The organism is Mesorhizobium sp. WSM4898 (genome assembly GCF_029625845.1).
In the GTDB taxonomy this organism is placed as follows: domain Bacteria; phylum Pseudomonadota; class Alphaproteobacteria; order Rhizobiales; family Rhizobiaceae; genus Mesorhizobium.
The window spans coordinates 464,627-477,381 of the sequence record NZ_JARTVQ010000003.1 but is presented as its reverse complement, the minus strand read 5'-3'; the positions used below and the strand labels follow the sequence as shown (position 1 = coordinate 477,381).

17 protein-coding genes and 1 tRNA gene are annotated in these 12,755 nt (G+C 61.2%); 5 read left to right on the top strand and 13 right to left on the bottom strand.

Annotated elements, in window-relative coordinates:
- Positions 1-4 precede the first annotated feature (4 nt).
- The 8 genes from P9228_RS17025 to P9228_RS16990 all read right to left on the bottom strand — a co-directional run bounded on the left by P9228_RS17025 (position 5) and on the right by P9228_RS16990 (position 6,647).
- Positions 5-655: a hypothetical protein gene (locus P9228_RS17025; RefSeq protein WP_278054456.1), complete on the bottom strand. Its 651-nt coding sequence runs from the start codon at positions 653-655 to the stop codon at positions 5-7.
- 53 nt (positions 656-708) lie between these two features.
- Entirely contained in the window at positions 709-963 is a 255-nt protein-coding gene (locus P9228_RS17020) for a hypothetical protein (RefSeq protein ID WP_278054455.1), read from the bottom strand.
- Positions 964-1,034: 71 nt separating this feature from the next.
- Complete coding sequence (locus tag P9228_RS17015) at positions 1,035-1,343, bottom strand: hypothetical protein (RefSeq protein ID WP_278054454.1); 309 nt, start codon at positions 1,341-1,343, stop codon at positions 1,035-1,037.
- Positions 1,340-3,586 (bottom strand): hypothetical protein, encoded by a 2,247-nt coding sequence (locus tag P9228_RS17010; protein ID WP_278054453.1) that lies wholly within the window; start codon positions 3,584-3,586, stop codon positions 1,340-1,342. Before P9228_RS17010 ends, P9228_RS17015 begins: the two co-directional genes overlap by 4 nt.
- Before the next feature lie 3 nt (positions 3,587-3,589).
- The gene (locus P9228_RS17005) at positions 3,590-4,006 is read right to left on the bottom strand and encodes a hypothetical protein (RefSeq protein ID WP_278054452.1); all 417 of its coding nucleotides are present in this window, start codon (positions 4,004-4,006) and stop codon (positions 3,590-3,592) included.
- Between the two features lie 20 nt (positions 4,007-4,026).
- Positions 4,027-4,644 carry a hypothetical protein gene (locus tag P9228_RS17000; protein ID WP_278054451.1) on the bottom strand — a complete coding sequence of 206 codons (618 nt, stop codon included), beginning with the start codon at positions 4,642-4,644 and terminating at the stop codon, positions 4,027-4,029.
- A 423-nt stretch (positions 4,645-5,067) separates the two neighbouring features.
- Entirely contained in the window at positions 5,068-6,225 is a 1,158-nt protein-coding gene (locus tag P9228_RS16995; protein ID WP_278054450.1) for a hypothetical protein, read from the bottom strand.
- Positions 6,226-6,323: 98 nt separating this feature from the next.
- A complete protein-coding gene (locus P9228_RS16990; RefSeq protein ID WP_278054449.1) occupies positions 6,324-6,647 on the bottom strand; it encodes a hypothetical protein in 324 nt (107 codons plus the stop codon).
- A 53-nt stretch (positions 6,648-6,700) separates the two neighbouring features.
- On the opposite strand from P9228_RS16990, the gene P9228_RS16985 reads away from it, so the two are divergent.
- Entirely contained in the window at positions 6,701-6,898 is a 198-nt protein-coding gene (locus tag P9228_RS16985) for a hypothetical protein (RefSeq protein WP_278054447.1), read from the top strand.
- Between the two features lie 92 nt (positions 6,899-6,990).
- Here P9228_RS16985 and P9228_RS16980 read toward each other — a convergent pair whose 3' ends face one another.
- The 5 genes from P9228_RS16980 to P9228_RS16960 form a co-directional block, all read right to left on the bottom strand.
- Positions 6,991-7,977 (bottom strand): AAA family ATPase, encoded by a 987-nt coding sequence (locus P9228_RS16980; RefSeq protein WP_278054446.1) that lies wholly within the window; start codon positions 7,975-7,977, stop codon positions 6,991-6,993.
- Entirely contained in the window at positions 7,970-8,905 is a 936-nt protein-coding gene (locus P9228_RS16975) for a toprim domain-containing protein (RefSeq protein ID WP_278054444.1), read from the bottom strand. Before P9228_RS16975 ends, P9228_RS16980 begins: the two co-directional genes overlap by 8 nt.
- A gap of 174 nt (positions 8,906-9,079) precedes the next feature.
- Positions 9,080-9,262, bottom strand: coding sequence for a hypothetical protein (locus P9228_RS16970; protein ID WP_278054442.1), 183 nt, complete (start codon positions 9,260-9,262; stop codon positions 9,080-9,082).
- Positions 9,262-9,441 (bottom strand): hypothetical protein, encoded by a 180-nt coding sequence (locus P9228_RS16965; protein WP_278054440.1) that lies wholly within the window; start codon positions 9,439-9,441, stop codon positions 9,262-9,264. Before P9228_RS16965 ends, P9228_RS16970 begins: the two co-directional genes overlap by 1 nt.
- A complete protein-coding gene (locus P9228_RS16960; RefSeq protein ID WP_278054438.1) occupies positions 9,442-9,627 on the bottom strand; it encodes a helix-turn-helix domain-containing protein in 186 nt (61 codons plus the stop codon).
- Between the two features lie 117 nt (positions 9,628-9,744).
- On the opposite strand from P9228_RS16960, the gene P9228_RS16955 reads away from it, so the two are divergent.
- The 4 genes from P9228_RS16955 to P9228_RS16940 all read left to right on the top strand — a co-directional run bounded on the left by P9228_RS16955 (position 9,745) and on the right by P9228_RS16940 (position 12,255).
- Positions 9,745-10,356: a hypothetical protein gene (locus P9228_RS16955; RefSeq protein ID WP_278054436.1), complete on the top strand. Its 612-nt coding sequence runs from the start codon at positions 9,745-9,747 to the stop codon at positions 10,354-10,356.
- Between the two features lie 98 nt (positions 10,357-10,454).
- On the top strand, positions 10,455-11,510 hold the full coding sequence (locus tag P9228_RS16950) for a site-specific integrase (protein ID WP_278054434.1): 1,056 nt from the start codon (positions 10,455-10,457) through the stop codon (positions 11,508-11,510).
- 97 nt (positions 11,511-11,607) lie between these two features.
- Positions 11,608-11,697 (top strand) — tRNA-Ser (locus tag P9228_RS16945).
- Between the two features lie 159 nt (positions 11,698-11,856).
- Entirely contained in the window at positions 11,857-12,255 is a 399-nt protein-coding gene (locus P9228_RS16940; protein WP_278054432.1) for a hypothetical protein, read from the top strand.
- The last annotated feature ends 500 nt before the right edge of the window (positions 12,256-12,755 follow it).

The window sequence follows — 12,755 nt, the reverse complement described above, 5'->3', positions numbered from 1 at the left end:
TCCCTTAGGTTGCCGGCTGCTTTTTCAGCAGCACGGAAAGCGTGCCGGTGTTGAATTCGAGCTGATCGGTAACCTTGATGCCGATCGGCAAATAGGTCCGGTCTTTGTAGGTCGCCGAGAGGCCCGCCATATCGAGCGAGAAGGTGGATTGTTGTGCCAGGGTCGGGTTGAAGGTCGCCCAGAGCGGAACATCGCCCGCGAAAGGTGCCGGTAGCGGCTCGCTGATGATTTCTTGGGCTACAACTTCGCCATGCGCGATCTTGGTTGCAACAAAACTCCTGGCGCCTGGCCATTTTACATCAGGCGGAGAGCCGCTCGGCGCGATCCACCTGATGAAGGGAGAATAGAGGCCATTCACTGGAACATTGATGCCTTGAACCTTCCATGCATCCCACGTCGAGGCAGCCGGAGCGTCGGGCATGCCGGTAAGCGATACCTCCGATGACGGAACGTTTTCGAACCCACTGCCTTTGGAGACCTTCACGCTTGGCTGCGATGGATTGTATTCTGGCATCGCCTCGGTGACGAAGGCTTCCGTAAACGGATCGACAAAGGGCGACCCAGGCCCGATGCCACGCTCTCCCTGCGGTGTCGAGGTCATCTTCATGCCGAACGAGACCATCAGGAACGTGCCTGTCCAATGGACTTCGGTCACCCAGGTGAACGGGTCGAGCGGGACCGGATTGTCGATCGAGCCGTAGCCAGTCATCAGATTTGACCAATCTGATTGATCACGTCACGAAACATCGCTTCCGAGCGCTCATGGAATTCGCGAGCCGCCTCAAGGCCAAGCAGCAGCGTTTTCAATTGGCCGCGACGCTCGACGTCGGCAACGATCTGTTTCCGCTCCTCCGCCGTCGCTGCGACCCACGCTTCCGCCTGGGCAGTCAGATGGCCGAGCTTGTCCACCTCGGTGACCAGAGCGGCGCGGAGTTTGGCGAGGTCTTCCAGATCCTGCTTCATGTCTCGACTCTCCTAATGCAGCAGCAGCGCGCCGACGACGGCGAGCGAGGCGATGAAGGCGAGGACGGGCATTAGGCTTTGCCCTCTTTGATCTCGATGGCGGCCAGCTGGCGCTTTCCCATCTCCTCGATCGTGCCCATTATCTCGGTGAGGAACTGCTGCGCCATGGTGTCGGGCAGCGCAAACCGATGAATCGAGCCGTCGGGTCGATGGAACTGGAAAGCGAGGTACTTCCCGTCCATCGACGTGCCGATCCAGTAGCTATCGAACTCGACAGCTTCGAAGCTGCCGAACTGGGCCTTGAATTTGAGCCGGTTCTGCTCTGTCCGGCCCTCATGTTCCGGCGGCGGGCGCCACCATGCCTCTGGTTTCTCGGTCATCTACGTCCAGGCCTCCTTCCAGCGCTTGTGAGACTTTCGCCAATGGCGAACCGGTAGAGTTTATCAACAGCCGAATCCTCGGCAATCATTTGCGCCACCTCGTTGCGGGTCGGCCCATATTGAAGATCGACGCGGACAAGCTTGCTGATGCTGCCGCCAAAGGGCGAGGCAGGCGCCAGATTGTCCAGCACAGGCCCGCCAGCGGCGAAGCGAGGCATAGACAGCGAGCGGTTCATGTTGTCGACAATGCCGCCGATGCTGAACCCTTTCAGTCGGTCCAGAGAGGGCAGGAAGCCGTTATTTAGGGCATGGAAGAAATCGGCCCCGAGCGCCTTCACGACCTTCGCCCTGATGACGAACTCGCCGACGGAAAGCCGTGCCAGGATCGAGTCGCTGGTCGAGGTGCCTGGGCCGTGGGCGAGGTAACCGCCGCGGGCGAAACCCTGGGTCGATCCGCCGCTATCGCCGCCGCCAAGGCCGACGAGTTGCTTGGCGAGATCAATCGCCTTTTGAACTTTAGAGACAATGCTATCGACCAGCGACGAGATTCGATTGAGGACGCTGCTGGCGATGCTTACCAAGCTGTTAAAGACGTTGGTAACGCGCGCTGGCAAGGAGCCGAACCAGCCGGCTATCCGGTCGACGATCTGCTGAGCGATCGCGCCGAGCCGTTCGATCAAGCCGTTCCATGCGTTGGTGATCGCGTCGACAATGCCGTTGAAGGTATCGACGGCAGACTGCCGGCCCGTTTCGAACGCGCCGACGATCGCCTCCCATAGGCCCGTGACGCCGTCGGTGACGGTCTGCCAGGCGCTTGCGGCGCCATCGGTGATGAACTCCCAGGCTGCGGCCGCTCCCGCTTGGATGTCCTCCCAGAAGATGCCTATGGCCACGCCGGCAGCCACGGCCGCGGCAGCGATCGCCAGTGGAATGCCCAAGACAAGACCGGCCAGGAAGCCGATGCCTGCCAACACAGCGGCAATCGTGCTGCCGAGCAGGCTGAAGGCGCCCACAAGGGACAAGACTGCGGCGCCTATCGCAAGCTCGCCTGCGGTGATGTCGGTGCCGAATATCTTGTTGATCTGCTCGGCGACGAACTGTGCGCCTTCCCGCAGAGCCTTCAGGGCTGGCAGGACGAGGCCATTGAAGACGCCCGACACGTCCGAGCCGAATTGGACGATTGCGGCTGACCATTCTTTCACCCAAGGGTTCTTGATGTTCTCGGTGTTACCGCTGAGAAGGTGCAGAAGATCGCCGACGACGCTTAGGACGTTCCGGTTGATTGTGTCGGCGAATTCGATCAGCGCCTGGCGGTTCTCGTTGATGATCTCGGCGAAACCGTTGGCCAGCGCAGTGATGCCTGGAGCGAACAGAAGGCCGAGCTGCAGGCGCGTGCCAGCAATCGCCTTCTTCACGCTGTCCAGGCTGTCGCCGAGCGCGTCGCCAATTGCCGCCTGATCCTTTGTCAGGACAATGCCGAGTTGTTCCGCTTGCTTGCCGAGATCGAGGATGCCGGCCTTAGCCTGGTTCAGGAACGGAAGCAGTTCGGCGCCGGCTTTGCCGAAGAGCTCGATTGCCAGAGCCGATTTGAGCGCGGAGTCGGGCATCTTGGCGAAGGCGTCGGCGACGTCGAGCAGGATTGCCTCGTTTGACCGAAGGTTGCCGTTCGCGTCTCTGATTTTGACACCGAGCCGATCAAACACCGTGCCGGCCTGTTTAGTGGCGTCGGCTGCCTTCTGTGCCGCTCCGCCGAAGCGGGTGACCTGGACCCCGGTCGCGTCGAGCACGCCTCCGGCCTTGGTCGTGCCCTTGGCCGCCTCGGCTATGGCTTTGTTGAGCTTCGACATGCCGCCGATGAACTGCTCGGTGCTGACATTGGCCATGTTGGCTGCGAATTCGAGCTTGCCATACGCCTCGACCTGAAGGCCGGTCTTTTCCGCATTCTTCCCGGCATTGTCGGCAGCTTCACCGGATGATTTCGCCAAACCGAATACAGCCGCCCCGGCTGCGGTAGCGCCTGCCGCAAGGCCGGTGCCGAGCAGCGCGAAGTTCTTGGCGACGTTTGCGAGGTCCGACCGGACCTTAGAAAGGCTGGCGCTGAACTTCTGGAAATCCGCCTTGTTGGCCGCGGCCTGTATGGCCTTGAAAGCTGCCTCGCCCTGCTTTCCGAGCGCAAGGAGCTGATCCTTGATGGTGTCGCCGCCTTCAAGCGCAATGCGTTGCGTGATGGTGTTCTTTGCCATGGGCTAGAGTCCCAATCTCGCGTTGGTCTTTGCGATGGCCTTGTCCCAATAACTGCGCGGCTTGGCCTGCGGCATGGTATCGACCAGCTCGCTGATCGCGGCCGCTTCGGCTTGTAGCTGCTGGACGGTCGGTGACTTATTCCCGGTGGAGCAGGAGCCGATGAATCGCGGCGATGTGCCGGTCTTCCTGTCCTTGGCGTGCAAGTCCAACGTCGCTCGCAGGGACTCGTCCGGATAGCGGTTGCGCAGTGCGATGACGCTTTCCTTGTGCTGATCCGAAAGGCTCAGGAAACAGCCACGATTGGAGGTAGCGGCAAAGAACGCGATTGCGTCGGCCTCGTCGCGGAAGCTGATCGCGTCGATGTCCTTGGCATCGAGTGCTCGGTGCCAGTGGTCGGCGAATATGCTGGGAATGGTCATGTTCAAGTTTCCTCAATTTTTCAGGGTGGAAACGCCGCGAAGGTCGCGTCCGACACCTGTTCGTAGAATTCTGCCCCGTCGGGGAGGCCGTGATCTTCGTCGGTCCAAATGCCCGAGCCGACGATCTCCTCCTCGCCCCACTTCGAAAGGAATTGCTGGGCATCCTCGTCAGCGAAGGATGGCCAGTTTTCCGGCTCAAGAAATCGGCGGTAATCGGATCTTGCGTCGTCGTGCAGCGCCACGGCCAAGAATTGCGTCAGTTCCGACAGGACGAGTAGTGCGCGTACCTGGTCGATCTCGGCGGCGCCTAGAACCGTCATGCCGCGGCGCATCAACGCCAGCCATGCCCGGTTCATGAAGTTCAGGACTGCCCGGCTCTCTGGGGCGTAGCCGGTCTGGTTTTTCCGCTGCCACAAGCCCTCTCGACGGATCGCTCGATCGGCCCGCCCACCATGGCAGCGCGCGATGTTGCCGTTTTCCCGTCTGGCTTTGTCGGCGGCGTCACGGTCGATCAGGCGCCGGCCATCTGCTAGTTCCACGACTGGGATGGTGCCTTTCTTCACGCCTCGGGAGATCGTTGAGGGGTTGAGGCCAACGCAGGCGGCATATTCAGCGATGGACATCAACGATGCGGACATGCGGCTGCCTCCTTTACTTCGAACATGCGCGGGAATGGCGAGCGCCCATTGGGTTGGAGGTCGTGCGCGTGGTCATGCGCAAGATTTGAAAGTCTGTGCCTAGAGTTGAAAAGGGCTGCGCCGACCCGCATTAGGCGAGCGGTTTTCCAAGGACCCAATCTCTGGCTGGAAATGCCGGTGCAGCCGAGACGGGCTCTGTACCGCCCCGGCTGCGACGCATAGCTGCCACCAGCAGCCGCGCCTTTCGTCGATGAATAAAGGGGCTCGACGTCAGGAAAGGAAGACCAAGGGCAAGCCAACGGAGTTGTGAAGGAGCGGGCCCGACTCCCGCTGTCCAGGCTGAGCCGGGCCCTATGCCTATGCCGGACTGACAGGAACGGCGAGGCAATTGGTGTTGGATGCTTCACGACCACGTTCGCAGCCTCACAGACCATGAGGCCAGCGACCGTCACGCGTTGATGGGGAGAAGCCATGATGGGAAGGCGAGACACCCTCTGCACCTTTCGGAAGTCTGAGGGACGGATGCGAAGGTTCGGCATCGACTCGAGTGTGACCGGCCACCGTCGCCGGATGGGCTTCCTCTTGCTGAGCGACAGCCGATATCCTACCTCGCGACGAGTTACGCGCGGCCTGCCTGTATGTCTCGCCTCCGCTGCTCTGTTCAGCTTCGAGGTCGTCAGCTTCGGCGGCCTTTGGATCTGCGTACTCCGTCATTACGTCGGCCGCGTTGATCGCAGGCGCTGGGCGGGCCTCGGCGAGGCGTGCAAGGGTGGCAAGCACTGTGCGGGCATCCGTATAGGCTGGTCCGTCCCAGAAAGCGGGATCACCGACCTTGAGACCTGGCAGCGCAACTGCCGTTAGGCGCGAGGGCAGTACGTTGGTGCTTCGAGGGATATAGCTTCTGCGAATGAGGCGACGCCGAGTGACGCTGATCATGCCACCCGCACTGCCGGACGAGATGACTCCCTGGTCCGAGCCGCGATATTTTGCGTTCAGCTCGTCCTGCATCTCCTGCGGAAGAACTGAGTTGTCGCGCGCGGCCGAATAGCACCATACGTCGACTGGCTCTTCGCTGATTGTTTTCTCTGGCTCGCCGAGCTTGGCGCGCACCTCCACTTCAGGATCCTGCAGAGGTGCCGCACCGTCGGGAAGGTTGCGATTAACTTCCTCAACAGCTAGCGAGGCCTCGGCCAGCACCTTTAGCAGAGAGGCGAAGCGTTTCCCGATCTCGGGATATGCCTTCCGCAATTCCTTGGCTGCAGCGTCGGCCTGAGCCTTGGCGGCATCGTATCGGGCAAACTTGACTTGCTCCGCCTCTGCATTGCGGGCCTGTTCGATCCGGCGCTCAAGTTCGGACCTGGCGGCATAGGCTCGTTCTATCTCGCGGTTTGCCACCTCGATCTTGCGCTCGACCGCTTCGACATCTTTGTCGGTGCCATCCAACAACGCCCGGCGCCGATCGTCCTCCAGCTTCTCGGCATCGGCTTCAAGGCCGGGGATATCGATCTGGGCAAGTGCGCGCTCCAGATCGGCAACGCTCTTTGCCTGGCCGCGAATGGTCTTGAGAATGTTTTGGATCACGGCGCTCTCGCCTTATTGGGTTTCGATGCCGCGAAGATGAGCTTCGAAACGTCCATCCCCAACTGGCCGAAACGTCCAAAACGTTCAAAACGTGCATGCTACTCGAAGCCCAGCGTTGCCCTCATGCCAGGGACCGAAACGTACCAGCGGCCGACGACCTTCCACGACAATCGGTCGTCATCCCGGCATAACCTTCGCACCTTCGATTTCGAGATGTTGAATCGGCTCGCCGCTTCTCCTGCCTCGATCCAATCCCTGCCGATCAGATTAGGGCGTCGATCAGGCTCCGGGAATCGTCCCGACGGTTCCTCTTGTTGAACGATGGTGACCGGGTCGCGCCCGATGTACCGACGGAGGTCCGCCAGCGCGGCTTCTGCCGCGGCGACATAGGCTTCGAGTTGTGGGTCAGGGCTGGAGGTCATCGGATGCCTCCCGCCGCAGCCGGAACAAACGTCAGATGGGGACGTTGGCTGACATGATGATTTTCGAACCCTTGGACATGCGCGGCCGAAAGCGCGCCGATCTGCATCGAGCCGCGCGCCTTGCTCTGCTGCGCGGCCGGATCCTGAAGCGCATTGGCAAGGTCGACAACGCGGCGGGCAGTGTCGAACAGGCGACGGCTCCTTTCGCTGAAGCCGCTCGTCAGACTGCCACCGGCTTGTCGGAATGTTAGGGGCAATGTTAGGGCTTGCCCCTGACGACTTCCTGCCATTCCCTGCCAAAATGGGGAATTAAAGAAAACCCCCCCTAACATCCCTAACAACCCTAACATTTAGCAGGCTCCGTTAGCAATGTTAGCGATGTTAGGGGCCTTCCTACTGTGGGCACCCGATATAGGCCGCGTTCCAGCTTTTCGAGCTCTCCGGCACTAGCCATTTGCGTCAGAAGATACCGAACATTGTTGGCCTTCATGTTGGTGGCATCGGCGATCTCTTTTGGGCCGGCCTCACCAAGCCGCTCGACAGCCTCCAGGATACGGTTCCGCTCTTTGCTGCGCCGAACATCGTCGGCATCGCCGAGCAGCGTCCAGCGCCCGCTATTGTCCAGTTTCACCGCGCTCTCGAAGTCGTCCAAGTCGCGTCCGCGTCCCGTCAGCACGGTGCCTTGGCCGTCCCTGGTCAGCACCATGACGCTGTCGACGCCACCGGTGAGGCCGGTCGTGCCGGAAACCATGTCCAACGGGTCGTCGGCCTCGGCTTTGCGGGTGTGGTGCACGATGATGATTGCCACGCCCATTTCGGCCGCGAGGCTCAGGAACGGCGCCACTGCCTGGTAGTCAGATTCGTATGGATTATCGGTGCGTTTGCCTGGAGGGCGCACCTTGGCGAGGGTATCGATGACGACCAGGCGGGGATTTGGCGAAGCCTGCGCCCATGCCCGGATTTCGTCGATCAGACCGTCGTCAAGTCGCTTCATTGTGGTGCGTAGCGTCAACCGGTCTGGCCAAGCCTGGCGATCGGGGATGACCTGGCGCATGCGGCGCTGAAGTCGGCGCTGATTGTCTTCGAGGGCGGCATATAGAACGTCGCCCTGTTCGCATTTGATCGAGCCGAGGGCATAGCCGCCGATCGCGACGGAGATGCACCAATCGAGCACAAGCCACGACTTGCCGAGCTTGGGCTTGCCTGCGAACAGTGTCGCGCCCTCCGCCAGATAGCCTGGGATGACGTAGCGTAGCGGCTCGAACTCCATGTGCTGGAGATCTGCTGCCGTGAAGGTGTGATGATCGATGAGGGGGATAACGTCAGCCATGGCGCCGCACCCTCGAAATCAGTTCATCGTTGAGATCAGAGCCGGTTTCGGGCTGGACGACGGCGACGCGCCGCCACGCTTTCTGCCAACGCTGGCCGCAGATCCTCACCGCCTGTTCGCTTGCCTTTCCAGCTTCGCCCAGGATCAAGAGACGTTTGACGCCGCTGATCACCGGAAAGAAGGAAATCGCGCCGACAGAGCCGAGCGCCCATGCCGGGCTATAGCCAAGCTGGCGTGCCGCCATGGCGGTTTCGATGCCTTCGCCGATTGCAAGGTCTGTTCCGACCGGATCGAGCTTGACCGCTGCACGGTGCACAGCGCCAAGCATACGGCGCCCGAGCTTGTTGCCATCGGGCCGCAAGGGGATTCGGTGAATGGCTGTGACCTGATCGTCATCGATGGAGCGGAACGCCGCGATGAGAGCCGGGAGCAAGACAGTCTTGCCGCTGTTTTCGTCCCGCCAAGGGCAGCGAGGATGAAAGCGCAGCACTTTGCCGGCGAGGTCGTCGCCGAGTTCAAGGCAGCGCCCGCGCAGATAGGTTTCAACCAAGGTTCCGCGTGGGTCGAGGCTTTCATCCCAGAGATCCCGCGCGCGACGAATACGGATCAAATCGTCTTCGGTTCGGCGGAGATCGTTCGTTTCGTGGTCGACCGAGGCAGCATCGAACGCGCGCAGATGTTCTGCCGGAACACGTCGGTCCTGGCCGTCCCCCGGTTCCCATTTCGGGAAACCCAGACGCTCGCGGATATAATCCTTACAGGTCTGCCAATCATCGCCGGCAAAGCTATGGACAGTGAAGGCCGAGCCATCGAACGTGACACTTAGAGACCGGTCGTTTCGGCTATGGCCGGGACCGGGGCATACAACCCTGTTGCGGCCAGCAACATCACCGCCGAGCGCGTGGGCAAGAGTGCGGATGTCGGTCATTCGGCACCGCCTTCCTGCCGCAGCCGGCGATGTTCAGCAAGATGATGCCGCCGACAGCGGGCCAACGGGTTTCTTGCCGGCGCTTGCGGAGAGTTGTCAGAGAGGCTAGATTTACTGGGTGAAACGTTATCCTTGCCGCCGTTCCCGATTGCCGTCGGGGCGGCGGTTTTTCTTTCAGGAGCTGCGCCGCGCATGTGCCGCCTCCATCACTTTCCTGACGATCTCTAGGGCGAGACTGCGATCGATGTTGAAGCGCTCGGCGATCACCAGGTCGGCGGCGCGAGCGTCGGCGGCGTAGGACAAGAACCATTTGGCCTTGGCCACGAGTTCAGGATTGATGTGTCGGACCTTCTGCATCAGCGCGCCCTCGCCAGTCGGAGCGCATTTGCAAGGCGGATGGCCTCGATCGCCTGAAGGGCTGTCAGGCCGAACCTGGAGCGAAGATCAGGCACGGTGGCGCGGCCGGTCTTGCCGGCGCTGGCGAGCCATTCGGCGGCGTGCTGGACTTGGATATCGGGTTCGAGATCGGTCTGCATTTAGGCCGCCTCCACCTTCGCCAGCATGCGCTCGAACGCCACTTTCGGCACCTTGAGCAGCTTGCCTATGCGGATCGTCGGGATCTCTCCCCGAGCCGCGGCTTCATAGGCGGCATTCCTACCTAAGCCGAGCTTCGCGCCGGCTTCCGGGACAGTCATGACCAGGACTTCATGGGTGGTGCTCATTGGTTTGATCTCCATTGGTTGGTGAACATCCAATTAAGTAACCCGATGTCCTTGCAGATGCCATGGCGTTGTGATACATCACGTTGCGTTTGTTAAGACAAATAAGGAGCATTCACCATGGCGAAGGCAACTCGGGCACCAGGCGGAGGCCGGAAACCAAAAGGAGAGTTTGCGGGAAAATCGGCGGCTTTCTCGACGCGCATCACACAGGAGCTTCGGGCTGCTCTCGATAAGGAGTCGGAGGCCACAGGAAAGTCGATCTCTCAGATCGTCGAGCGTAGGCTTCGCGAGAGCTATGACAAACCGAAGATCCAGCGTGAACTGGCTGACAAGCGCATAAAGGCAATGGCGCTGATGACCGCCCGTCTCGCAACTTCCGTTGAGTCGGCCACCGGCAAAAAATGGAATGAGGATCGATTCACCTGCGAGGCCCTGATGAGCGCGCTCGCCACGGCGCTGTCGCGCATCATGCCAGCGGGCGAAATTGCCGTTCCCGACCTCGTTCGCGAGAGAATGCAGAGCCTTGAAGCTCGGTTGAAAAAACCGGGTGCGCTCGAATTGATGCTCAGCCCGGAGGGCTTGGGCGCCAGCTACGGAAACACCTTGTTCGAAATGCTCCTAGCCTGGAGGGCCGCACCGCCACTCGCCGACGAGGCCGACGACATCTACCATCTGGTGCCGTTCATCCGTCAGGCTCTTAAGGTCGAAGTCGAGGGGATGGAATCATGAGAGGCAATGTCACTCGCCGCGGCAAATCCTCATGGCGTCTCAAGTTCGACCTTGGCACCGATCCGGCCACCGGCAAGCGCCAGACGCAATTCGTCACAGTGCGCGGCACGAAGAAGGAGGCTGAGGCCGAACTAAGCCGGCGCCTCAACCAGGTCGAGGAAGGCAGCTACGTCGAGAAAACCGCAGCGACAGTAGACGAATATTGCCAACACTGGCTCAAGACGATCGCGCCCGCGAAGGCGTCGGCCAAGACCTTGGAGCGCTATCGGGAGATCGTCGACCAGCATATCAAGCCTCGCATCGGCGCCACCGCCCTGCAGAAGCTCGACGGGCCGAAGATCGACACGCTTTATGGAACGTTACGCACCGCCGGCAGGCGCGACGGCAAAGGCGGCCTGTCCCCTCAGACAGTGCTGCATATCCACCGCCTGCTGTCTCAAATCCTCGCCTCGGCCGTTAAGGCCCGGAAGCTTCGCTCGTCGCCAATGGAAGCCGTCCAGACCACGCCAAAGGTCCGCAAGGAGGAAATCCAGGTTCTGGACGATAAGGAGCTTGCCGGCCTTCTGAAGCACCTGAAAGGCCGATCAATCTATATGCCCGTCCTGATGGCAGCCGCCACCGGCATGAGACGCGGCGAGGTTCTGGCGCTCCGCTGGAAGGACATCGACCTCAATAGGGCTACTCTGCAGGTTGTGCAGGTCGTCGAGGAGACAAAGGCCGGGATCGCGATCAAGGAACCAAAGACCGACCGCAGCCGCCGTACGATCGCCCTCCCCGCCAAGCTGGTCGCCGAACTGCGCCGGCATCGGAAGGAATTGGCAGAGCATCGGCTAAAGCTCGGAATGGGCAAAGATGAGCAGGATCTGGCGTTCCCGACTTGGGATGGCCGGATCAGGACGCCCCGCCCCTTCTCCAAGGAGTTCGCCCGCGAAGCCGAGAACGCTGGCGTGCCCCACGTCACATTCCATGGTTTGAGGCACACGCACATCACACATTTGTTACGAAGCGGCGTTCCGGTGCACGTCGTCTCGGCCCGCGCCGGCCACGCCAACCCGTCGGTCACCCTGAATATTTATGCGCATCTTCTGCCAGGACAGCAGGAAGGTGCCGCAGCAGTGGTTGACGCGGCACTCACCGCCGCACTACAGGAATGAAGCGCGAACCGGTCGGGAACGCCTTCGGTGCCAATTGGGTGCCAAGTCTACTCAAAAAGACCATCGCGCGTATCCTAAGTGATTGAAAAATCACGATGGAGGGATGGCCGAGCGGTTTAAGGCACCGGTCTTGAAAACCGGCGTGGGCGCAAGCTCACCGTGGGTTCGAATCCCACTCCCTCCGCCACATTCCCAACCCCGTCGGCATATCATCTCCTGCGCGGCGACCGTTTCGCTGTGGACGGCCATCTGCGCCAATCCCTGCTTTGCGTTATTGGTCCGGCGAGCCTTGGGTGCGTCCCGTGCCCCATCCGATTGTCCTGCAAGATCCTGCCGAAGGAACGAGATGCCTGTTTTCGCGTTGTGCGCCATGTCTCTCGAAGACCACATCAGCATGGCGCAGCGTCATGTTCGACATGGCGAGCGGCACATCGCGCGCCAGCACGAGCGGATTGCCCGCTTGAGAACCAACAGGCTGCCGACAGTGGATGCGTTGAGGTTCCTGAGCCTGTTGGAAGAGGTTCACGCTTTGCAGCGGGAGCACCTGTCCCGACTGCTGTCGAAATCGGCCGGATCCAAAGTAGTCTCGGAGCTTTCGGCGCAGACGCAGGTGGCAAAGGGCGGGAGAGACGCGATTTCCATTCCGGACCCCATCGTCCGGCTCGCGCTGGAGCTCGAACAAGAGCTTAACAGCGTCAAATTGAAGTGGCTGACCGCCAAGCCTCCGAGGGGCAAGCTTCACTAGCTGGCTCCGGCAGGTTGGCGGCTCTGCCGCGTCCTTTCGTGCGCTGAGGCCCCTTTAGGCTACTACGCCATCAACTTCTTGATATGTACCGGCCACATCAGCACAAGCGTATGTTTATCGGCAGCCGGTGCTGTGTCTCGCCCCCGAGCCCACCGGTCAGGCCCGGCGTTTGCTGGCCTACCCCGCCAGCCTGCCGGGCCGCCGGCGTCAGGCACATGGCGTCAAGGTTTCTTGTCCAGTGGAGAACACCGATCTCAGGAGCGCACCAGACTCATGACCTCACGGTCGGCGGCTTGCGCCCCTCAGCCGCACGTTGCCGGGCGGGCGGCGGACACACCGCTGGAGGACAGCCGACACAAAGCGGCGGCACGCCGGCAAAATTCTATTAGCTTTAACTAATTGTAGACCCGCGCTGTCCTATTCTGGGACAGCGCGGGTAGCGCCCACTCCCGCGCCGGCGGCTCCGGCAGGCCCAGCACCCCCCGCCCTCTGTCGGGGCC

What these genes read in the sequence shown, in the direction of transcription:
- P9228_RS17020 (WP_278054455.1), bottom strand. Translation starts at nt 963, where the DNA reads ATGAAGCAGGATCTGGAAGACCTCGCCAAACTCCGCGCCGCTCTGGTC.
- P9228_RS17015 (WP_278054454.1), bottom strand. Translation starts at nt 1,343, where the DNA reads ATGACCGAGAAACCAGAGGCATGGTGGCGCCCGCCGCCGGAACATGAG.
- P9228_RS17010 (WP_278054453.1), bottom strand. Translation starts at nt 3,586, where the DNA reads ATGGCAAAGAACACCATCACGCAACGCATTGCGCTTGAAGGCGGCGAC.
- P9228_RS17005 (WP_278054452.1), bottom strand. Translation starts at nt 4,006, where the DNA reads ATGACCATTCCCAGCATATTCGCCGACCACTGGCACCGAGCACTCGAT.
- P9228_RS17000 (WP_278054451.1), bottom strand. Translation starts at nt 4,644, where the DNA reads ATGTCCGCATCGTTGATGTCCATCGCTGAATATGCCGCCTGCGTTGGC.
- P9228_RS16990 (WP_278054449.1), bottom strand. Translation starts at nt 6,647, where the DNA reads ATGACCTCCAGCCCTGACCCACAACTCGAAGCCTATGTCGCCGCGGCA.
- P9228_RS16985 (WP_278054447.1), top strand. Translation starts at nt 6,701, where the DNA reads ATGATGATTTTCGAACCCTTGGACATGCGCGGCCGAAAGCGCGCCGAT.
- P9228_RS16980 (WP_278054446.1), bottom strand. Translation starts at nt 7,977, where the DNA reads ATGGCTGACGTTATCCCCCTCATCGATCATCACACCTTCACGGCAGCA.
- P9228_RS16975 (WP_278054444.1), bottom strand. Translation starts at nt 8,905, where the DNA reads ATGACCGACATCCGCACTCTTGCCCACGCGCTCGGCGGTGATGTTGCT.
- P9228_RS16970 (WP_278054442.1), bottom strand. Translation starts at nt 9,262, where the DNA reads ATGCAGAAGGTCCGACACATCAATCCTGAACTCGTGGCCAAGGCCAAA.
- P9228_RS16965 (WP_278054440.1), bottom strand. Translation starts at nt 9,441, where the DNA reads ATGCAGACCGATCTCGAACCCGATATCCAAGTCCAGCACGCCGCCGAA.
- P9228_RS16960 (WP_278054438.1), bottom strand. Translation starts at nt 9,627, where the DNA reads ATGAGCACCACCCATGAAGTCCTGGTCATGACTGTCCCGGAAGCCGGC.
- P9228_RS16955 (WP_278054436.1), top strand. Translation starts at nt 9,745, where the DNA reads ATGGCGAAGGCAACTCGGGCACCAGGCGGAGGCCGGAAACCAAAAGGA.
- P9228_RS16940 (WP_278054432.1), top strand. Translation starts at nt 11,857, where the DNA reads ATGCCTGTTTTCGCGTTGTGCGCCATGTCTCTCGAAGACCACATCAGC.